Raw genomic sequence first — 14,459 nt, 5'->3', positions numbered from 1 at the left:
CGCCTGTCCAGGGATCGGCAGATCGATCAAGTTGCCGAGTATCCGCCGTCGACGAAGAGTGTTTGACCGGTTACCGCGACGGCAGCGTCACTGGCCAGAAAGACCGCACAAGCACCAAAATCTTCCGGTACGCCGTTTCTGCCGATCATCGTGCGCGCCGCGTGACCGGCCACCTTGGCCTGATCGGCGAAGACCGCCTCGGTGAGCGGGGTGTGCACGACGCCCGGGGCGATCGCGTTGCAGCAGACGCCGCGCCGCGACCAGGCCTCGGCCTGCGACCGGGTGAGCCCGACCAGTCCCGCCTTCGCCGCGCCGTATGCACCACTGTTCCCATATGCCCGGAAGGCTTGCTGGGAGACCACGTTGATGATCCGGCCCCAGCCGCGGACGGCCATCCGCGGGCCGAACGCCTGCCCGAGCAGGAACGGCGCGGTGAGGTTGGCCGCGAGCGTCACATCCCAGTCGTCCTCGGTGAGGTGATCCATCGGCGGGCGACGGTTGACGCCGGCCGAGTTCACGAGCACGTCGGGTTCGCCGTACCCATCAAGGATCTTCTCGATGACCTGCGCGACGGCCGCGCGGTCGGCGAGATCGGCTGAGATCGCGTGCCCTTGGGCGCCGTGTTTCTCCAGCTCGGCGACCACCTCGGCCATCGGCGCCGCGCGCCGGGCCACCAGCACGATCCGGGCGCCCGCACGGCCCAGCGCGATCGCCATGGCCCGGCCGATGCCCGAGCTTCCCCCGGTCACCACGGCGGTGCGGCCGTCAAGACCGAAGACCTCTTGCAGGTACGACGACACGCGCGGCCCCTAAAGAATCGAGGAATCCGGGAACAGCGTGTCGCGGACCGTGTGCCACACGTCGTCGTTGGGCGCCACGAGCAGGCCGCGTTCGCTGTCGGTGGGACGGTAGGGCGTGCCGTCGAGATGCAGCGCGGTGCCACCCGCCTCTCGGATGATCAGCGAGCCGGGCGCGTGGTCCCAGGGCAGGATCCGCCAGAACATCGCGAACTGCTGCTCGTCGGTGGCCACGGCCGGGTATTCGTACCCGGCGCAGTGATGCCCGTTGGTGACCTCGCCGAGCTTGCCGAAGTTGGCGTTGGCGACCTCTCGCAGGCGTGGCGGCAGGTAATGCCGCGCGACGACGCCGCGCAGACGGGCCGCGCCCGGATCATCGGTGCGGGTCTTGACGCGTACGCCGTCGCGATAGGCGCCCGCGCCCGCCTCCGCCACCGTCAGGTGGTCCCCCGGAACGTCGAGGATCCACGACGCCGCGAGCTCCCCGCTCTGCACCAGCGCTACCATCACGGCGAACGGCGTCTTGCCGGCGGCGAAGTTGTTGGTGCCGTCGACCGGGTCGACGATCCACACCGCGCCGTCGTCGCCGACCCGCTCGAGCACCCGCGGATCGGCGGCGACGGCCTCCTCGCCGACCACGGCCGAGCCGGGCAGCAGCGCGGTGAGCCCGCGGGTCAGCGCCCGCTCGGATTCCTGGTCGGCGATCGTGACCATGTCGCCCGGCGACTTCTGGTGGATGTCGGCAGCGGCGAGATGACGGAAGCGCGGCAGCACGATGGTCGCCGCGACCTCCCGGATGAGATCCGCGACCTGATCAAGCACGCGGCGGCAACTTCACGACGCTGACGAAGAACTCGTCGATCTGCCGGATCACCGTGATGAACTGCTCGAAGTCGACCGGCTTGGTCACGTACGCGTTCGCGTGCAGCTGGTAGCTGCGCAGGATGTCCTCGTCGGCGGCCGAGGTGGTGAGCACGACGACCGGGATGCGACCCAGCTCGTCGTCCTTCTTGATCTCCTCGAGCACCTCGCGGCCGTCGCGCTTCGGCAGGTTCAGATCCAACAAGATCAAATCGGGGCGTACGGAGTCCGCGTACTGGCCCTCGCGGCGCAGGTAGGCCAGCGCCTCGGCGCCGTCGGAGACGACGTTGAGCCGGTTGCGGACCTTGTGCTCCTCGAAGGCCTCCTGCGTCATCAGCACATCGCCCGGATCGTCCTCGACCAGCAGCACCTCGATCGGTGTGCCATCGGCCCTTACCGCTTCAGTCACGCGTTGACCTCCGTCTTCGCTGTGCCGTTACCGGCGCCCGGTCCTTCGGACGGCGCCGAGAACCCGGGCTCGACAGAATCGGCGGCCGACGGTGCGCCCGGCAACACCGGCAGGGTGAAGTTGATCGAAGTGCCTTCCTCGACGTCGAGGTCAAGCCAGATTCGGCCGCCATGGTATTCGACGATCTTTTTCACGATAGCCAGTCCGATGCCGGTGCCCTCGTACGCGTCGCGGGCGTGCAGCCGCTGGAAGATCACGAAGACCTTGTCGGCGAACTCGGCCTCGATGCCGATGCCGTTGTCCCGGACGTTGATCGCCCACTCGTCGCCGTCGCGCTGCGCGCTCACCCGGACCACCGGCGGGACGTCGGGGCGGCGGAACTTGAGCGAGTTGCCGATCAGGTTGACGAAGAGCGTGGTGATCAGCGGTTCCTCGCCCTCGACCGTGGGCAGGTCGGTCCAGCTGATCTCGGCATCCTCCCCGGCTCGGACCTCGAGCTGGGAGCTGACGTCGGTGAGCACCCGGTCGAGGTCGACCTCGGTGAAGCCGGCGGTGATCCGGCCGATCCGGGAGAACGCGAGCAGGTCGTTGATCAGCCGCTGCATGCGCTGGGCGCCGTCGACCGCGAACGCGATGTATTGATCGGCGCGCTCGTCGAGCTGACCGGAGTAGCGCCGCTGCAGCAGCTGGCAGAAGCTGGCCACCTTGCGCAGCGGCTCCTGCAGGTCGTGCGAGGCCACGTAGGCGAACTGCTCGAGGTCGCGGTTGGACCGGGTGAGCTCCTCGGCCTGGGCCTTGAGCTGCTCGTTCACCCACTCGATCTGGCTGCGGGCCTCGCGTACTTCGGCCAGCTCGGCCGCGATCTTCTGCCGCATGCCGTCGACGTCGGCCGCGAGGCTGGTCAGCTCGGGCGAGCCGGCGCTCTCGATGCGCCTGCCGTAGGCGCCCGCCGCGACCTCGCGCACCTGCTCGGCCAGTTCGACCACCGGGCGGCTGACCAGGCGGTCGAGCAGCAGGAGCAGGCCGGCCCCGGCCAGGATGATGATCGCGGCGGCGGCGATCTGGATGGCCACCATGGTCTGGCTCGAGTCGCGCGCCGCGGTCGCCGACTTGGTGCGCAGCACCTGGATGTCGTCCTGCATGTCGCCGATGGCCTGGCGTAGCGCGTCGAACTCGGTGGTCGGGCCCGCGATGATCAGTTGCTGTCCGGCCGCGGTGCCCTTGGTGTCCACCGCCTCGATCACCGGTTCGGCGACCTTGGCGTGCCAGGCCTGCGCCCGCTGCTGCACCAGTTGGAGCGACGCGCGGATGTCGGTGTCGCCGGGGTGCAGCAACGCCTCGATCCGGGAGACCTGCGCCTTCTCGTCGGCGAGTCCCTGGTTGTACGGGCCGAGCGAGCCCTGCTGGCCGGTGATCGCGTAGCCGCGGACGCCGGTCTCCTGGTCGACGTACGCCGTGTTCAGCGACTCGCCGGCGGCCCGCATCGGGCTGGCCCGGTTGAGCACGTCGTCGAGATGCCGGTTGTTCTGCGCCGCGGTCAGCGCCGCGAACACGGCCAGCGCGCCGAGCACGATGCCGGTCGCGACGCACAGCGCGGCTATCCGGGCCCGCAGGGTCCAGCCGCCCCAGCTCAGCAGCCTCATCGTCCGCTCCCGTGGGAGATCAGCAGCATGGCCACGTCGTCGGCGAGCGGGCCGCCGTTGGCCTGCTCGGCCTGCCCCACCAGCCAGGCCGGCAGCGCCGGCAGCGGCACCCCGCGGGCGGGTGGCTCGTCGAGCAGCGAGCACAGCCCGTCGACGTCGAGACGCTCGGCGCCCACGCCGGTGTGCCCCTCGATCAGGCCGTCGGTGTACATCAGCAGCGACCAGTCGTCGCCGGCCAGTTCCAGCTCGGTCGCGGGGGCCGGTTTGGGGCGCACGCCGAGGACGATGCCGGGCCGGGCCGCGACCGGCTCGGCCCGCCCGCCGGAGAGCAGCACCGGCGGCGGGTGGCCGGCGAGGCGCACGGTCGCGCGGTTGGCCGGGATGTCGAGCGTCACCGTGGCGGCCGTCGCGAACACCTCGCGGGCCCGGCGCTCGCTCATCAGCACCTGCTCGAGCGAACCGAGCACCTGATCTTCGGGCACACCGGCCAGCACCAGCGCCCGCCAGGCGACCCGGAGCTCGACGCCCAGCGCCGCCTCGTCGACGCCGTGCCCGCACACGTCGCCGACGATCACGTGCAGCCGGTCGTCGCCCACCTGGACGACGTCGAAGAAGTCGCCGCCGAGCAGGCCCATGGCCCGGCCCGAGCGGTAGAACGTGTGCACCTGCACGGCCTCGGTCGACATCAGCGGCTGGGGCAGCAGGCCGCGCTCGAGGCGGGCCGACTCGGCCTGGCGCAGCTCGACCTCGCGCAGCCGCTGCGCGTTCTCGTCGGCGCGCTTGCGCTCGACCGCGTAGCGCAGCGACCGGGTCAGCAGCACGCCGTCGACCTGGCCCTTGACCAGGTAGTCCTGGGCGCCCTCGGCGACCGCCGCGACGCCCAGGTGCTCGTCGGAGCGGCCGGTGAGCACGCAGACCGCGGCGCTGCCGGCCACCGCGAGCAGCTTGCGCAGCCCATCGATGCCCTCGGCGTCGGGCAGCCCCAGGTCGAGCAGGATGCACTGGACGCCGCGCATCTTGGTCTTGGCCTCGCGCAGCGTGGTCGCCACCGCGAGGTCGAACGGGGCCTCGGCCTCGTTCAGCAGCTCACGGACGAGGAAGGCGTCGCCCTCGTCGTCCTCGACGAGCAGGACACGCAACCGCTCCACGGCGGCCGCGGAACTCGTCCGGGCGCGGGGCGCGACCGACCGCTCAGTCATGCCGTTACCCCACTCGCCTTCACCCGACCGGACTGGACGATCGTGTACCACTCCCGGCGAGCGCACAACTCCGCGAGTATCACGTGTGATCCTCGGCGGGCACCGAATCGTGGGCGGCCACGCGGCGGGCGTGCTCGGCGATGACCTGCCCGAGGATGCCGTGCAGGCGCCCGCAGTCGGGACAGTGCAGGTTCTCGTCGAGGCGACGGCTGCCGCATTCCGCGCAGGTGCCGCGGTCCTCCGGATCGTGGTACTGCTCCAAGGCCCGGCACATCGCGCGGATCACGTGGTCGTTGACCGCGAACACGCCCTCGCCCAGGGCGGTGCGAACGCCCACCATGGCAACCGGGTCGGCCTCGGGATTCGGGTCAAAAGGGGCAACGTTGTCGATGAACTTCGCGATCACGGCGGCGGGATCGAACGGCGTGCTCACGCCGACAACGCTATGCCACGCCAGAAACGATCTTCGGGCTACCCGGTGTCATACGCCTCCGCTTAGATATCACCCATGAGTGACGTGGCTCTCGTACGCGGGGCGAGTCGGCTGGTGGCCGCCCTGGCCATCGTGATCGTCCTGGGCCTGGTCGGGTTCGCGGCGGTCTGGTCGGTGCGCCCGCCCGCCGCCCGCGACGCGGGCGCTTCCGGGTTCAGCGCGCAACGCGCGTTCGAGCAGGTCGAGGCGATCGCGACCGAGCCGCATCCGGTGGGCAGCGCCGCGCAGGGCAGGGTGCGCGATCACTTGGTGAGCGCGCTTCGCGGGCTCGGGCTGTCGCCCGAGATCCAGGACACGGTGTCGATCGAGGGCGGCGAGCTGTCGTCCAGCGCGGGCGGGGCCGCACTGGCACACGTACGCAATGTGGTGACGCTCATCCCCGGCAGCGATTCCACCGGCCGCATCTTCCTGGTGGCACACACCGACTCGGTGCAGATCGGCCCGGGCGCCAACGACGACGCGGCCGGCACCGCCGCGATCCTCGAGATCGCCCGAGCGCTGGCCGGCGGCCCCCGCCTGCGCAACGACGTCGTGCTGGTGCTCACCGACGGTGAGGAGGCCTGCCTCTGCGGCGCCAAGGCGTTCGTCGACCAGCACCCGCTGGCGCAGAGCTTGCCCAACCAGCGAAGCGGCATCGCGCTCAACCTCGAGGCCCGCGGCAGCAGCGGCCCGGCGATCATGTTCGAGACCGCGGCCGACAACCGCGCGCTCGTCGACGTGTACGCGCACGCCCCCAAGCCGGTCGGCACGTCGTTCGCGGTCGAGATCTACCGCCTGCTTCCCAACGACACCGACTTCACCGCGTTCCGCGAGGCCGGCTTCACCGGGCTGAACGCGGCGTACATCGACGGCGCCGCCGTCTACCACGCCCCCACCGACCTGCCCTCGGCGATGGATCTCGACAGCCTTCAGCATCACGGCGACAACGCGCTGGCGGTGACCCGCGATCTCGGCGGTCGCGACCTGTCCGCGCTGACCTCCTCCGACGACGCCACGTATTTCCCCGCGCCCGGCCTGCTGGTGCGTTACCCCGGCGAGCTGGTCTGGCCGTTGGCCGGGCTCGCGCTGGTGGCGGTGATCGTGCTCGGCTGGCTGGCCCGGCGGCAGGGCCGCACCACCGGACGCAAGCTGGCCGGGGCGTCGATCGTCACGCTGCTGCCGATCATCGTGGCGCCGGTGCTGGCCCAGCTGTTCTGGCCGCTGCTCGAAGCAATTCGCCCCGAGTACGCCGCGATGCCGATCGACCCCTACCGCCCAGGCTGGTACCGCCTGGCCGTCCTCGCGCTGACCGCCACCGTCGTGTTCGCCTGGTACGCGTGGTTCCACCGCTCCCGCCGGGCCGGCCCGGTCGCGCTCGCCGTCGCCGGCCTCGGCTGGCTGGCCGTTCTCGGCCTGGCCCTGGCCGGCACCATGCCCGGCGGCTCCTACCTGGGCGCCCTGCCCGCGCTGGCCGGCGCGGTCGCCGGCATCGTGGCGCTGCTCGTACGCGGCCGGTGGCCGGTGCTCGCGATCGCGGCCGGCGGCGCGATCGCGGTGATCATCCTGCTGCCCACGGTGATCATGCTGTTCCCGGCGCTCGGCATGCCGACGGCCGGCGCCGGCGCGTTCCTGGCCGTGCTGCTCGGGCTCGCCCTGCTCCCGGTGATCGAGCTGCTCCACCCGGTAGCCGCCGGCCAGCGCGGGCTCGACGCGCTGCGTGCCCGGCGCCGCGCCACCGCGCCCACCCTCGCGGCGCTGCTCGCGACCGTTCTCTGCACGGCCGTCGGCCTGTCGGTCGACCGCTTCGACGCCGAGCACCCGGCGCTCACCCAGCTGATGTACGCGCTCGACACCGACAGCAACACGGCCCAGTGGCTCAGCGACGAGCCCAGCGTGCAGAAGTGGACCTCGCAGTACGTCTCCGGCGACCCGCACACGGTCAACGCGACGCTGCCGGCCTTCGGCCCCGAGAAGATGCGCACCGGCCAGGCGCAGGCCGCCTCGGTCCCGGCCCCGAACCTCACCCTGGAGTCGGACACCCGATCGGGTGACCGCCGAGTGCTGAAGCTGCGGCTGCAGCCGCGGCGGCAGGTCCGGCTCACCACGCTGCACGTCGAGTCCGGCGTCACCGTCACCGCGGCTACCGTCGGCGGGCGCGAGCTCCCCGCCGACAAGCTGGAGGTGAAGGAGAAGGACGGCCCGTGGGGTTTCGGGATCGTCTTCCACGCTCCCCCGGCCGAGGGAGTTGAGGTCACCCTGACGGTGAAGGCGAGCGGCCCGGTGAAGTTCCGGGCCATGGACGGCAGCGACGGCCTGACCGCCCTGCCCGGCTTCCAGTCCCGGCCGGCCGCCGTCGGCATCGCCGCATCGCACACCAGCGAGTTGCTGGCGGTCGCCAAGACCTACACGCTGTGACTCATGGCAAAGGTGCTGTACTCCGCGACCATGTCCCTCGACGGCTTCATGGCCGGTCCGAGCGGCGACATGTCCTGGCTGGCCGACTATCTCGGCCCCAACGAGCTGGCCGAGAGCCTGGTCGACCAGATCGGCGCGCTGCTGGTGGGCCGGCGGACCTTCGAGGGTGACGACCCCAACCGCGGCACCGAGAAGGAGGGCGCGCTCGAGGGCGCGTGGCACGGCCCGCAGTTCGTGCTCACCCACCGGCCGACGGTCCCGCCGCCCCCGGGCACGACCTTCGTCACCGACGTGGCCAGCGGTGTCGCGGCGGCGAGCGCGGCCGCCGGCGACAAGTACGTGAACATCCTCGGCGCCGAGGTCGCCCGGCAGGCCCTGGCCGAGGGCCTGGTCGACGAGATCCTGGTGTTCATCGCCCCGCTCCTGCTCGGCGACGGCACCCGGCTGTTCGCCTGGCCGGGCGGCGCCAAGATGCGGCTGGAAAGACTCAGTCAGTCGGAGTTCCCGCTGGCCACCGGCATCTGGTACCGCGTGATCAGGCCGTGAGGGTCGTCGGCGACGCGGCGCCGCGCTGACTCACCGGCCGCGACCCCGGCGGCCGGTGGGGGCGGCGTGACGGAAGTGGACGAACAAGCGGCCCCAGTTGTCGCCGTCCTTCTCCACGCGGTGGTAGAGCTGTTTGATCTCGCGCTGGTCCAGGAAGCGCAGCACCTTCTTCTTCAACGCGCCGCTGCCCTTGCCGGGGATGATCTCGACCATCGAGGCCTTCTTCTCGATGGCCTCGTCGATGATGCCGCGCAGGGCCCGGTCGATCTCCTGGCCCCTGTTGAAGATGTCGTGCAGGTCGAGCTTGAGTTTCACCTGATGCTGCCTTTCAGCCGGCTCGGCCTATTCTTGCTCGGATTTGCCGAGCCATTCCTCGACCCGGTGGACGGCCTCGTCGTAGTCGGCGTGCTGCTTCATCGCCGCCGCCAGCCGCAGGTGCGGCAGGGCCTCACGAAAGCGGCCGGCCCGCTCCAGGGTCCGGCCGAGCACGTGGTGCGCGTAGTGATCCGATGGATCATGCTCGATCAGCGCTCTGAGCTGCGCTTCGGCGCGCGCTAACTGGGCCGAGTTGAAATACGCGCGGGCCAGCAGCTGGCGGACGGCGGCGTTGTGCGGCTCGGCCTCGACGATGGGCTCGAGCAGGCGGGATGCGCCGAGCGGGTCGCCGGACTCGAAGAAAAAGGTGGCCCTGCGGTATTCCTCGAGAAGATCCACGTGCACGCTCCCCACGTCCTCGCGCCCGACACCAGACAACGCTGGCACAACATCGAGCGAACGGCGAGTGTTCCGATGATCCAAGCTTCCCGACAAATCACCGCATACGGCAACTCGCACGTCGGACAATGCCTGCGTGGGGGACTTTCCGAGTCATGTGGTGTCCGTTCCGGCCCGTCCACGATTCGGGCGGGCCCGTGCCGGCGCGATCGGGGTGTTCACCCTCGTGCTGTGCCTGATGATGGCGGGCGGCAGCTCGTCGCCGGCGCTGCGCTCACCGGCCTACCTGATCGCGGGGATGAAGGACATCCCGTCCCCGCCGTCGGGCCGGCCATGGACGCCGGCGCCGATCGACGCGGACGGCCTGGCGATGGTGGCGAGCGCCGACGGGCAACGGTTCGTGCTGCACACCACGGCCGGTGACCAGACGTTCCTGCCGGGGGTCGACCTGGGCGACACCACGCCGGGACACGTGCCGGGCGACCCGTCGATCTCGGCGGCGCAGTACCGGGCCTGGTTCGCGGCGATGAGCATGCTGGGCATCCGGGTGGTGCGGACGTACACGATCCACCGGCCGGCCTTCTACCAGCAGCTGGCGCAGTACAACGGGGAGAACCCGGATCGCCCGCTCTACCTGATGCAGGGGGTCGCGCTGCCGACGTCGTACGTCATCCGGCGGAACCTCTACGACAAGCAGGTCACCGAGGCCTTCACCGGCGAGCTGCGGGACGCGGCGAACGCGGTCTCGGGCAAGCTCACCACCACCGACGGGGACTGGGACGCCGACGTCACGCCCTGGCTGTGCGGGTGGATCATCGGCGCCGAGCTCGACCCGTACGCGTCAAAGGCCTCTGACCAGCGCAACCGGAACGCCAAGCCGGTCTCCGGCAGGTTCTTTCGCAGCGCCACGGGCGCCAATGCGACCGAGAAGTGGCTGGCGGCGCGGATGAACGAGCTCGCCGGATTTCAGGCGGCGAAAGGGCTGAGCGAGCCGATCGCGTTCGTGAACTGGCCGACCACCGACCCGCTGCGGCACCCGGAGGAGCCGCTCGCGCAGGAGGACATGTACCAGCTCGACGCGAACCACGTGCTGCCGACCGCGAACTGGCCGGCCGGCACGTTCGCCAGCTATCACGCGTTCCCCTACTACCCCGACTTCCTGCGGCGGGAGCCAGGACTGCAAAAGGCCGGTGATCCGTACGCGTCCTACCTCGGCGCCTTGCACAAGCACCACGCCACGATGCCGACGATGATCACCGAGTTCGGCGTGCCCTCGTCGCTCGGCTCGGCGCACGCCGGACCGCTCGGCCGCGACCAGGGCGGGCACAGCGAGACCGATGCGATGCGGATCGACGCCGAGCTGCTCCGGCTGATCAAGGATCAGGGGCTGGCCGGCGGGTTCCTCTTCGAGTGGGCCGACGAGTGGTACCGGCTCGCCTGGAACACGATCACCCACCAGGACGCGAGCCGCCGCCAGCTGTGGCACGACCCGCTCACCAACGAGCAGCACTTCGGCCTGCTGGCGACCGACCCGGCCGGGGCCTCCGAGCCGAAGTCCCTGATCGACGCCGATGGCGGATGGCCGGCCCGCGACGTCACGGCGTACACCGACGAGGCCTGCCTGCACCTGGACGTCCGATTGGGCGACTCGCCGCCGGGCTCGCTGCAGCTGGGGTTCGACGTGCTGCCGAGCCTGACCGGCACGCCGATGGCCGGCAGCGCCGACCGGCGGCCGGACGCGGTGTTCGCGCTGAATCTCGTGGGGAGAACTGGGCAGGCGTACGTGCGGGAGCAGCTCGACCCCATGCCGCTGGACCAGGCCGTGCCCGAGGCGCAGCGCGGGCCGGCGCCGAGCGGCTGGCGGGCGTACGAGCTGCTGGCCGACCGCAAGCCGGTCGAGCTGCAGAACGCGGGCCTGCTGCGGGAGGGCACCCTGTGGCGCTTGAACAAAGACCGGCTCACCGTGCGCGTGCCATGGGCGATGCTGGGTATCGCCGATCCGTCGTCGCACGAGGTCGGGGTGCCGAGGGCGGGAAAGCTGACCTTCCAGACCAGTCCGGGGGTGAGCGTCTCGCTGGCGGCGTCGGGCCGGGATCAGGTGGTCGGGCAGGTCGCCTGGGACGGGTGGGCCACGCCGTCGTACACCGAGCGGCTCAAGCAGGGGGCTTCGGCGTTTCGCGACGCCGCGCTGTCGGTGACGGCCGGCTGAGCATCAGCAGCGTGGTGCCGGCGGCGACCAGCAGCGCGCCGACCGTGATCAGCAGGAGGGGGTTGCGGGCGGGCACGTGCGGGTCCGGGTAGTCCGCGCTCCAGCAGTAGACATCGCCATTCTCGGTGAGGGCGCAGGTGCTCTCCCCGTCGGCGACCAGCTGGACGACGCGGCCCTGGAGGCCGACCCGGCAGAAGCCCTCGCACCCGTCCGCCCGAGCCGGCGCGGGCGCGACCAGGAAGAGCGACGCGACCACGGCCAAGATCGCCAATACCCGACGGGTGATCCACATGCAACCATTATGAGCGTTTTGTACGCTTTAGGGGTTTCGACACGCTTTCATGCCGCGGCCACCCCGTCCAGAATCCCGTGCCTGGTGATCGTGTCGGCGGCCGAGACCGTCGCATAGCCCGCCAGATCGCTGGTGGCGCCGAGCCGGGTCGTCGCCAGCGTTTCCGGGCCTAGGATCGCCGCCACCGCGACGACGGCGCCGAGCACCGCCAGGCCGCTGCGCCGCCGCCAACCGAGCATCTGGTGCTTCATCGTCTGCGTCATGACCACCACATTCGGGGCGTACGGTGTCATGCGGCTGTGCGAAATCCTTGCGTTTCCTGTGGGTGCCTTGCACAGGTGCTACACAGGAATCGGAAAGGCGGCGCAAAGCGTGACCCGTGACAGTAGGGGCATGACGATGGCGAACCAAGAATCCGGCACCGAGCTCCGCCGCCCCGACGGTGGCCCGGTTCGAGTCCTCGTGGTCGACGACGAGCCGACGCTGGCCGAGCTGCTCTCGATGGCCCTGCGCTACGAGGGCTGGGACGTGAAGAGCGCCGGCGACGGCCAGACCGCCGTGCGCACGGCCCGCGATTTCCGGCCCGACGCCGTCGTCCTCGACATGATGCTCCCCGACATCGACGGGCTCGAGGTGCTGCGCCGGCTGCGCGGCGAGTCGCCCGAGGTGCCGGTGCTGTTCCTGACCGCCAAGGACTCGGTGGAAGACCGGATCACCGGCCTCACCGCCGGCGGCGACGACTACGTCACCAAGCCGTTCAGCCTCGAGGAGGTCGTGGCCCGGCTGCGCGGGCTCATGCGCCGGATGGGGCACTCGCCGATGCGTACGGAGTCGCAGCTCGTCGTCGGCGACCTGACGCTCGACGAGGACAGCCACGAGGTCCGCCGCGGCGGCGACCTGGTCACGCTCACCGCGACCGAGTTCGAGCTGCTGCGCTACCTCATGCGCAACCCGCGCCGGGTGCTCAGCAAGAGCCAGATCCTCGACCGGGTGTGGAACTACGACTTCGGCGGCCAGGCCAACGTCGTCGAGCTCTACATCTCGTACCTGCGCAAGAAGATCGACGCGGGACGCGCACCTATGATCCACACCATGCGCGGGGCCGGCTATGTCCTCAAGCCCGCTGACTGACGCCCCCGTCGACCGCCCCGCCCGCTGGCGCAGCCCGGCGGGCTGGCCCCTGCGTACCCGCATCGTGGCGACCATGATCGTCCTGCTGACCGTACTGGGCCTCGCGGTCGGCGGCACGGCCGAGATCTTCCTGCGCAAGCAGCTGTACGACCAGATCGACACCCGGGTCAACGACGCGCAGAACCGCTCCCACTTCATCTTCAACCAGCAGCAGGATCCGGGCGGCGACCCGCGCGGCCCGGGCGGCGGCAACTTCCCCGGCGGCACCCCGCCCACCGGCGTCCAGTCCCGGACGATCATCGTGCAGCTCTCGCCCACCGACAAATCGGTCCTGTACGGCGGCATCCTGCGCGACTCGAGCACCGACTTCAACCTGAAGACCGACCCCCTCCCGGACGACGCGCAGAGCGTGCTGAAGACCATGTCCCTGGACCGACATCCCCGCGACGTCGACCTCGGATCGCTCGGCGACTATCGCCTGGTGGCCGGCGTCGACAAGGACGGCAAGATCGTCGTCACCGGCCTGCCGCTCACCGAGTTGCACACCACGCTGTTGCGGGTCGCCCTCGTCACCGGCGGCGCGACGCTCATCGCGCTGGTCATCGCCGGATGGGCCGGCGCGCTGACCGTCCGCGGCACCCTGCGCCCGCTCGGACGCGTGGCGTCCACCGCCACCCGGGTCTCCGAGCTGCGGCTCGACCGCGGCGAGGTGCAGCTGGCCCAGCGGGTCCCCGACGCCGACACCGACCCGCGCACCGAGGCCGGCCAGGTCGGCGCGGCCCTCAACCGGCTGCTCGACCACGTCGGCAACGCCCTCGAGGCCCGGCACGCCAGCGAGATGCAGGTACGCCAGTTCGTCGCCGACGCCAGCCACGAGCTGCGCACGCCGCTCGCCGCCATCCGCGGGTACGCCGAGCTCAGCCGCCGCAGCCGGGCGCCGATCTCGGAGGAGATCGCCCACGTGCTCAACCGGGTCGAGTCCGAGGCCAAGCGGATGACGCTGCTCGTCGAGGACCTGCTGCTGCTCGCCCGCCTCGACGCCGGGCGGCCGCTCGCCCACGACCCGGTCGACCTGACCATGCTGGTCGTCGACGCGGTCAGCGACGCGCACGCGGCCGGCCCGCGCCACTACTGGCAGCTCGACCTGCCCGAGGAGCCGGTCACCGTGATCGGCGACGGGGCACGGCTGCACCAGGTGCTCGCCAATCTGCTGGCCAACGCGCGTACGCACACACCCGACGGCACGGCCGTGACCGTCTCGGTGCGCGCCACCGACGAGGCGGCCGTGGTGCACGTCATCGACGGCGGGCCGGGCATCCCGGCCGAGCTGCAGCCGCACATCTTCGAGCGGTTCGCCCGCGGCGACAGCTCGCGCTCCCGCGCGGCCGGCAGCACCGGCCTCGGCTTGTCGATCGTGCACGCCGTCGTGACCGCCCATCGCGGGAACGTCTCGGTGCAGAGCGTCCCCGGCCAGACCGTGTTCACCGTGGTCCTGCCGTTGGTGCCACCCGGCCTCGTCCCAACAGCTGGTCCCCAACTGGCTCAGCGGGCCCGATGACGCGTTATGCTTGCCGACGTGTCCAGGAGCTATCGGTGGTTTACCGGGCCGGCCTACGCCGGTGCCTCGGTTGTCACCGCATGACCTGAGACACCAGCCAGAGCCGGCCCGAGGCAGCGACGACGTCGCTGCCTTTTTGTTTGCCACCCAGTGTTTTGCCCACCAGCAAAGCCGGCTCTCGCCCCGGGCGCCGGCCCGAAGGAGATGAACCAC

At 70.9% G+C, this 14,459-nt stretch carries 15 protein-coding genes; 5 read left to right on the top strand and 10 right to left on the bottom strand.

Annotated features, from left to right (window positions below; genetic code table 11):
* Positions 1-26: 26 nt before the first annotated feature.
* From ACIA5D_RS10200 to ACIA5D_RS10175, 6 genes are all read right to left on the bottom strand, one after another.
* The gene (locus ACIA5D_RS10200) at positions 27-800 is read right to left on the bottom strand and encodes an SDR family NAD(P)-dependent oxidoreductase (protein WP_396029561.1); all 774 of its coding nucleotides are present in this window, start codon (positions 798-800) and stop codon (positions 27-29) included.
* A gap of 9 nt (positions 801-809) precedes the next feature.
* Entirely contained in the window at positions 810-1,619 is an 810-nt protein-coding gene (locus tag ACIA5D_RS10195; protein WP_396029560.1) for an inositol monophosphatase family protein, read from the bottom strand.
* Positions 1,612-1,992 (bottom strand): response regulator, encoded by a 381-nt coding sequence (locus ACIA5D_RS10190; protein ID WP_396030337.1) that lies wholly within the window; start codon positions 1,990-1,992, stop codon positions 1,612-1,614. Before ACIA5D_RS10190 ends, ACIA5D_RS10195 begins: the two co-directional genes overlap by 8 nt.
* 71 nt (positions 1,993-2,063) lie before the next feature.
* On the bottom strand, positions 2,064-3,710 hold the full coding sequence (locus ACIA5D_RS10185) for an ATP-binding protein (protein ID WP_396029559.1): 1,647 nt from the start codon (positions 3,708-3,710) through the stop codon (positions 2,064-2,066).
* The gene (locus tag ACIA5D_RS10180) at positions 3,707-4,909 is read right to left on the bottom strand and encodes a PP2C family protein-serine/threonine phosphatase (protein ID WP_396029558.1); all 1,203 of its coding nucleotides are present in this window, start codon (positions 4,907-4,909) and stop codon (positions 3,707-3,709) included. Before ACIA5D_RS10180 ends, ACIA5D_RS10185 begins: the two co-directional genes overlap by 4 nt.
* Positions 4,910-4,988: 79 nt before the next feature.
* Positions 4,989-5,342: a hypothetical protein gene (locus ACIA5D_RS10175; RefSeq protein ID WP_396029557.1), complete on the bottom strand. Its 354-nt coding sequence runs from the start codon at positions 5,340-5,342 to the stop codon at positions 4,989-4,991.
* A 75-nt stretch (positions 5,343-5,417) separates the two neighbouring features.
* Between ACIA5D_RS10175 and ACIA5D_RS10170 the strand changes: the two genes are divergently transcribed.
* Together ACIA5D_RS10170 and ACIA5D_RS10165 are read left to right on the top strand one after the other, a co-directional pair.
* Positions 5,418-7,796 (top strand): M28 family peptidase, encoded by a 2,379-nt coding sequence (locus ACIA5D_RS10170; protein ID WP_396029556.1) that lies wholly within the window; start codon positions 5,418-5,420, stop codon positions 7,794-7,796.
* A 3-nt stretch (positions 7,797-7,799) separates the two neighbouring features.
* Positions 7,800-8,342 carry a dihydrofolate reductase family protein gene (locus ACIA5D_RS10165; RefSeq protein WP_396029555.1) on the top strand — a complete coding sequence of 181 codons (543 nt, stop codon included), beginning with the start codon at positions 7,800-7,802 and terminating at the stop codon, positions 8,340-8,342.
* Between the two features lie 30 nt (positions 8,343-8,372).
* On the opposite strand, the gene ACIA5D_RS10160 is transcribed toward ACIA5D_RS10165, so the two are convergent.
* Positions 8,373-8,657: a Smr/MutS family protein gene (locus tag ACIA5D_RS10160; protein ID WP_396029554.1), complete on the bottom strand. Its 285-nt coding sequence runs from the start codon at positions 8,655-8,657 to the stop codon at positions 8,373-8,375.
* A 27-nt stretch (positions 8,658-8,684) separates the two neighbouring features.
* The gene (locus tag ACIA5D_RS10155; protein WP_396029553.1) at positions 8,685-9,056 is read right to left on the bottom strand and encodes a tetratricopeptide repeat protein; all 372 of its coding nucleotides are present in this window, start codon (positions 9,054-9,056) and stop codon (positions 8,685-8,687) included.
* A gap of 136 nt (positions 9,057-9,192) precedes the next feature.
* On the opposite strand from ACIA5D_RS10155, the gene ACIA5D_RS10150 reads away from it, so the two are divergent.
* Positions 9,193-11,265 (top strand): hypothetical protein, encoded by a 2,073-nt coding sequence (locus ACIA5D_RS10150; protein ID WP_396029552.1) that lies wholly within the window; start codon positions 9,193-9,195, stop codon positions 11,263-11,265.
* Here ACIA5D_RS10150 and ACIA5D_RS10145 read toward each other — a convergent pair.
* Together ACIA5D_RS10145 and ACIA5D_RS10140 are read right to left on the bottom strand one after the other, a co-directional pair.
* On the bottom strand, positions 11,210-11,557 hold the full coding sequence (locus ACIA5D_RS10145; RefSeq protein ID WP_396029551.1) for a hypothetical protein: 348 nt from the start codon (positions 11,555-11,557) through the stop codon (positions 11,210-11,212). The two genes, ACIA5D_RS10150 and ACIA5D_RS10145, sit on opposite strands and share 56 nt — an antisense overlap.
* A 47-nt stretch (positions 11,558-11,604) precedes the next feature.
* Complete coding sequence (locus ACIA5D_RS10140; protein ID WP_396029550.1) at positions 11,605-11,820, bottom strand: hypothetical protein; 216 nt, start codon at positions 11,818-11,820, stop codon at positions 11,605-11,607.
* A 130-nt stretch (positions 11,821-11,950) separates the two neighbouring features.
* Between ACIA5D_RS10140 and ACIA5D_RS10135 the strand changes: the two genes are divergently transcribed.
* Both ACIA5D_RS10135 and ACIA5D_RS10130 read left to right on the top strand, forming a co-directional pair.
* Entirely contained in the window at positions 11,951-12,688 is a 738-nt protein-coding gene (locus tag ACIA5D_RS10135) for a response regulator transcription factor (RefSeq protein WP_396029549.1), read from the top strand.
* A complete protein-coding gene (locus ACIA5D_RS10130; RefSeq protein ID WP_396029548.1) occupies positions 12,666-14,246 on the top strand; it encodes a sensor histidine kinase in 1,581 nt (526 codons plus the stop codon). The genes ACIA5D_RS10135 and ACIA5D_RS10130 overlap by 23 nt, the downstream gene beginning before the upstream one ends.
* Positions 14,247-14,459 lie beyond the last annotated feature (213 nt).

The sequence above is a fragment of the Actinoplanes sp. NPDC051513 genome (assembly GCF_044454685.1).
Classification (GTDB): Bacteria; Actinomycetota; Actinomycetes; order Mycobacteriales; family Micromonosporaceae; genus Actinoplanes.
This window is presented reverse-complemented; position numbering and strand designations above follow the sequence as displayed.

Excerpts from the sequence above, each read along its gene's own strand:
- ACIA5D_RS10185 (WP_396029559.1), bottom strand. The coding sequence starts at position 3,710 with ATGAGGCTGCTGAGCTGGGGCGGCTGGACCCTGCGGGCCCGGATAGCC.
- ACIA5D_RS10130 (WP_396029548.1), top strand. The coding sequence starts at position 12,666 with ATGTCCTCAAGCCCGCTGACTGACGCCCCCGTCGACCGCCCCGCCCGC.
- ACIA5D_RS10135 (WP_396029549.1), top strand. The coding sequence starts at position 11,951 with ATGACGATGGCGAACCAAGAATCCGGCACCGAGCTCCGCCGCCCCGAC.
- ACIA5D_RS10145 (WP_396029551.1), bottom strand. The coding sequence starts at position 11,557 with ATGTGGATCACCCGTCGGGTATTGGCGATCTTGGCCGTGGTCGCGTCG.
- ACIA5D_RS10190 (WP_396030337.1), bottom strand. The coding sequence starts at position 1,992 with ATGACGCAGGAGGCCTTCGAGGAGCACAAGGTCCGCAACCGGCTCAAC.
- ACIA5D_RS10165 (WP_396029555.1), top strand. The coding sequence starts at position 7,800 with ATGGCAAAGGTGCTGTACTCCGCGACCATGTCCCTCGACGGCTTCATG.
- ACIA5D_RS10170 (WP_396029556.1), top strand. The coding sequence starts at position 5,418 with ATGAGTGACGTGGCTCTCGTACGCGGGGCGAGTCGGCTGGTGGCCGCC.
- ACIA5D_RS10140 (WP_396029550.1), bottom strand. The coding sequence starts at position 11,820 with ATGACGCAGACGATGAAGCACCAGATGCTCGGTTGGCGGCGGCGCAGC.
- ACIA5D_RS10180 (WP_396029558.1), bottom strand. The coding sequence starts at position 4,909 with ATGACTGAGCGGTCGGTCGCGCCCCGCGCCCGGACGAGTTCCGCGGCC.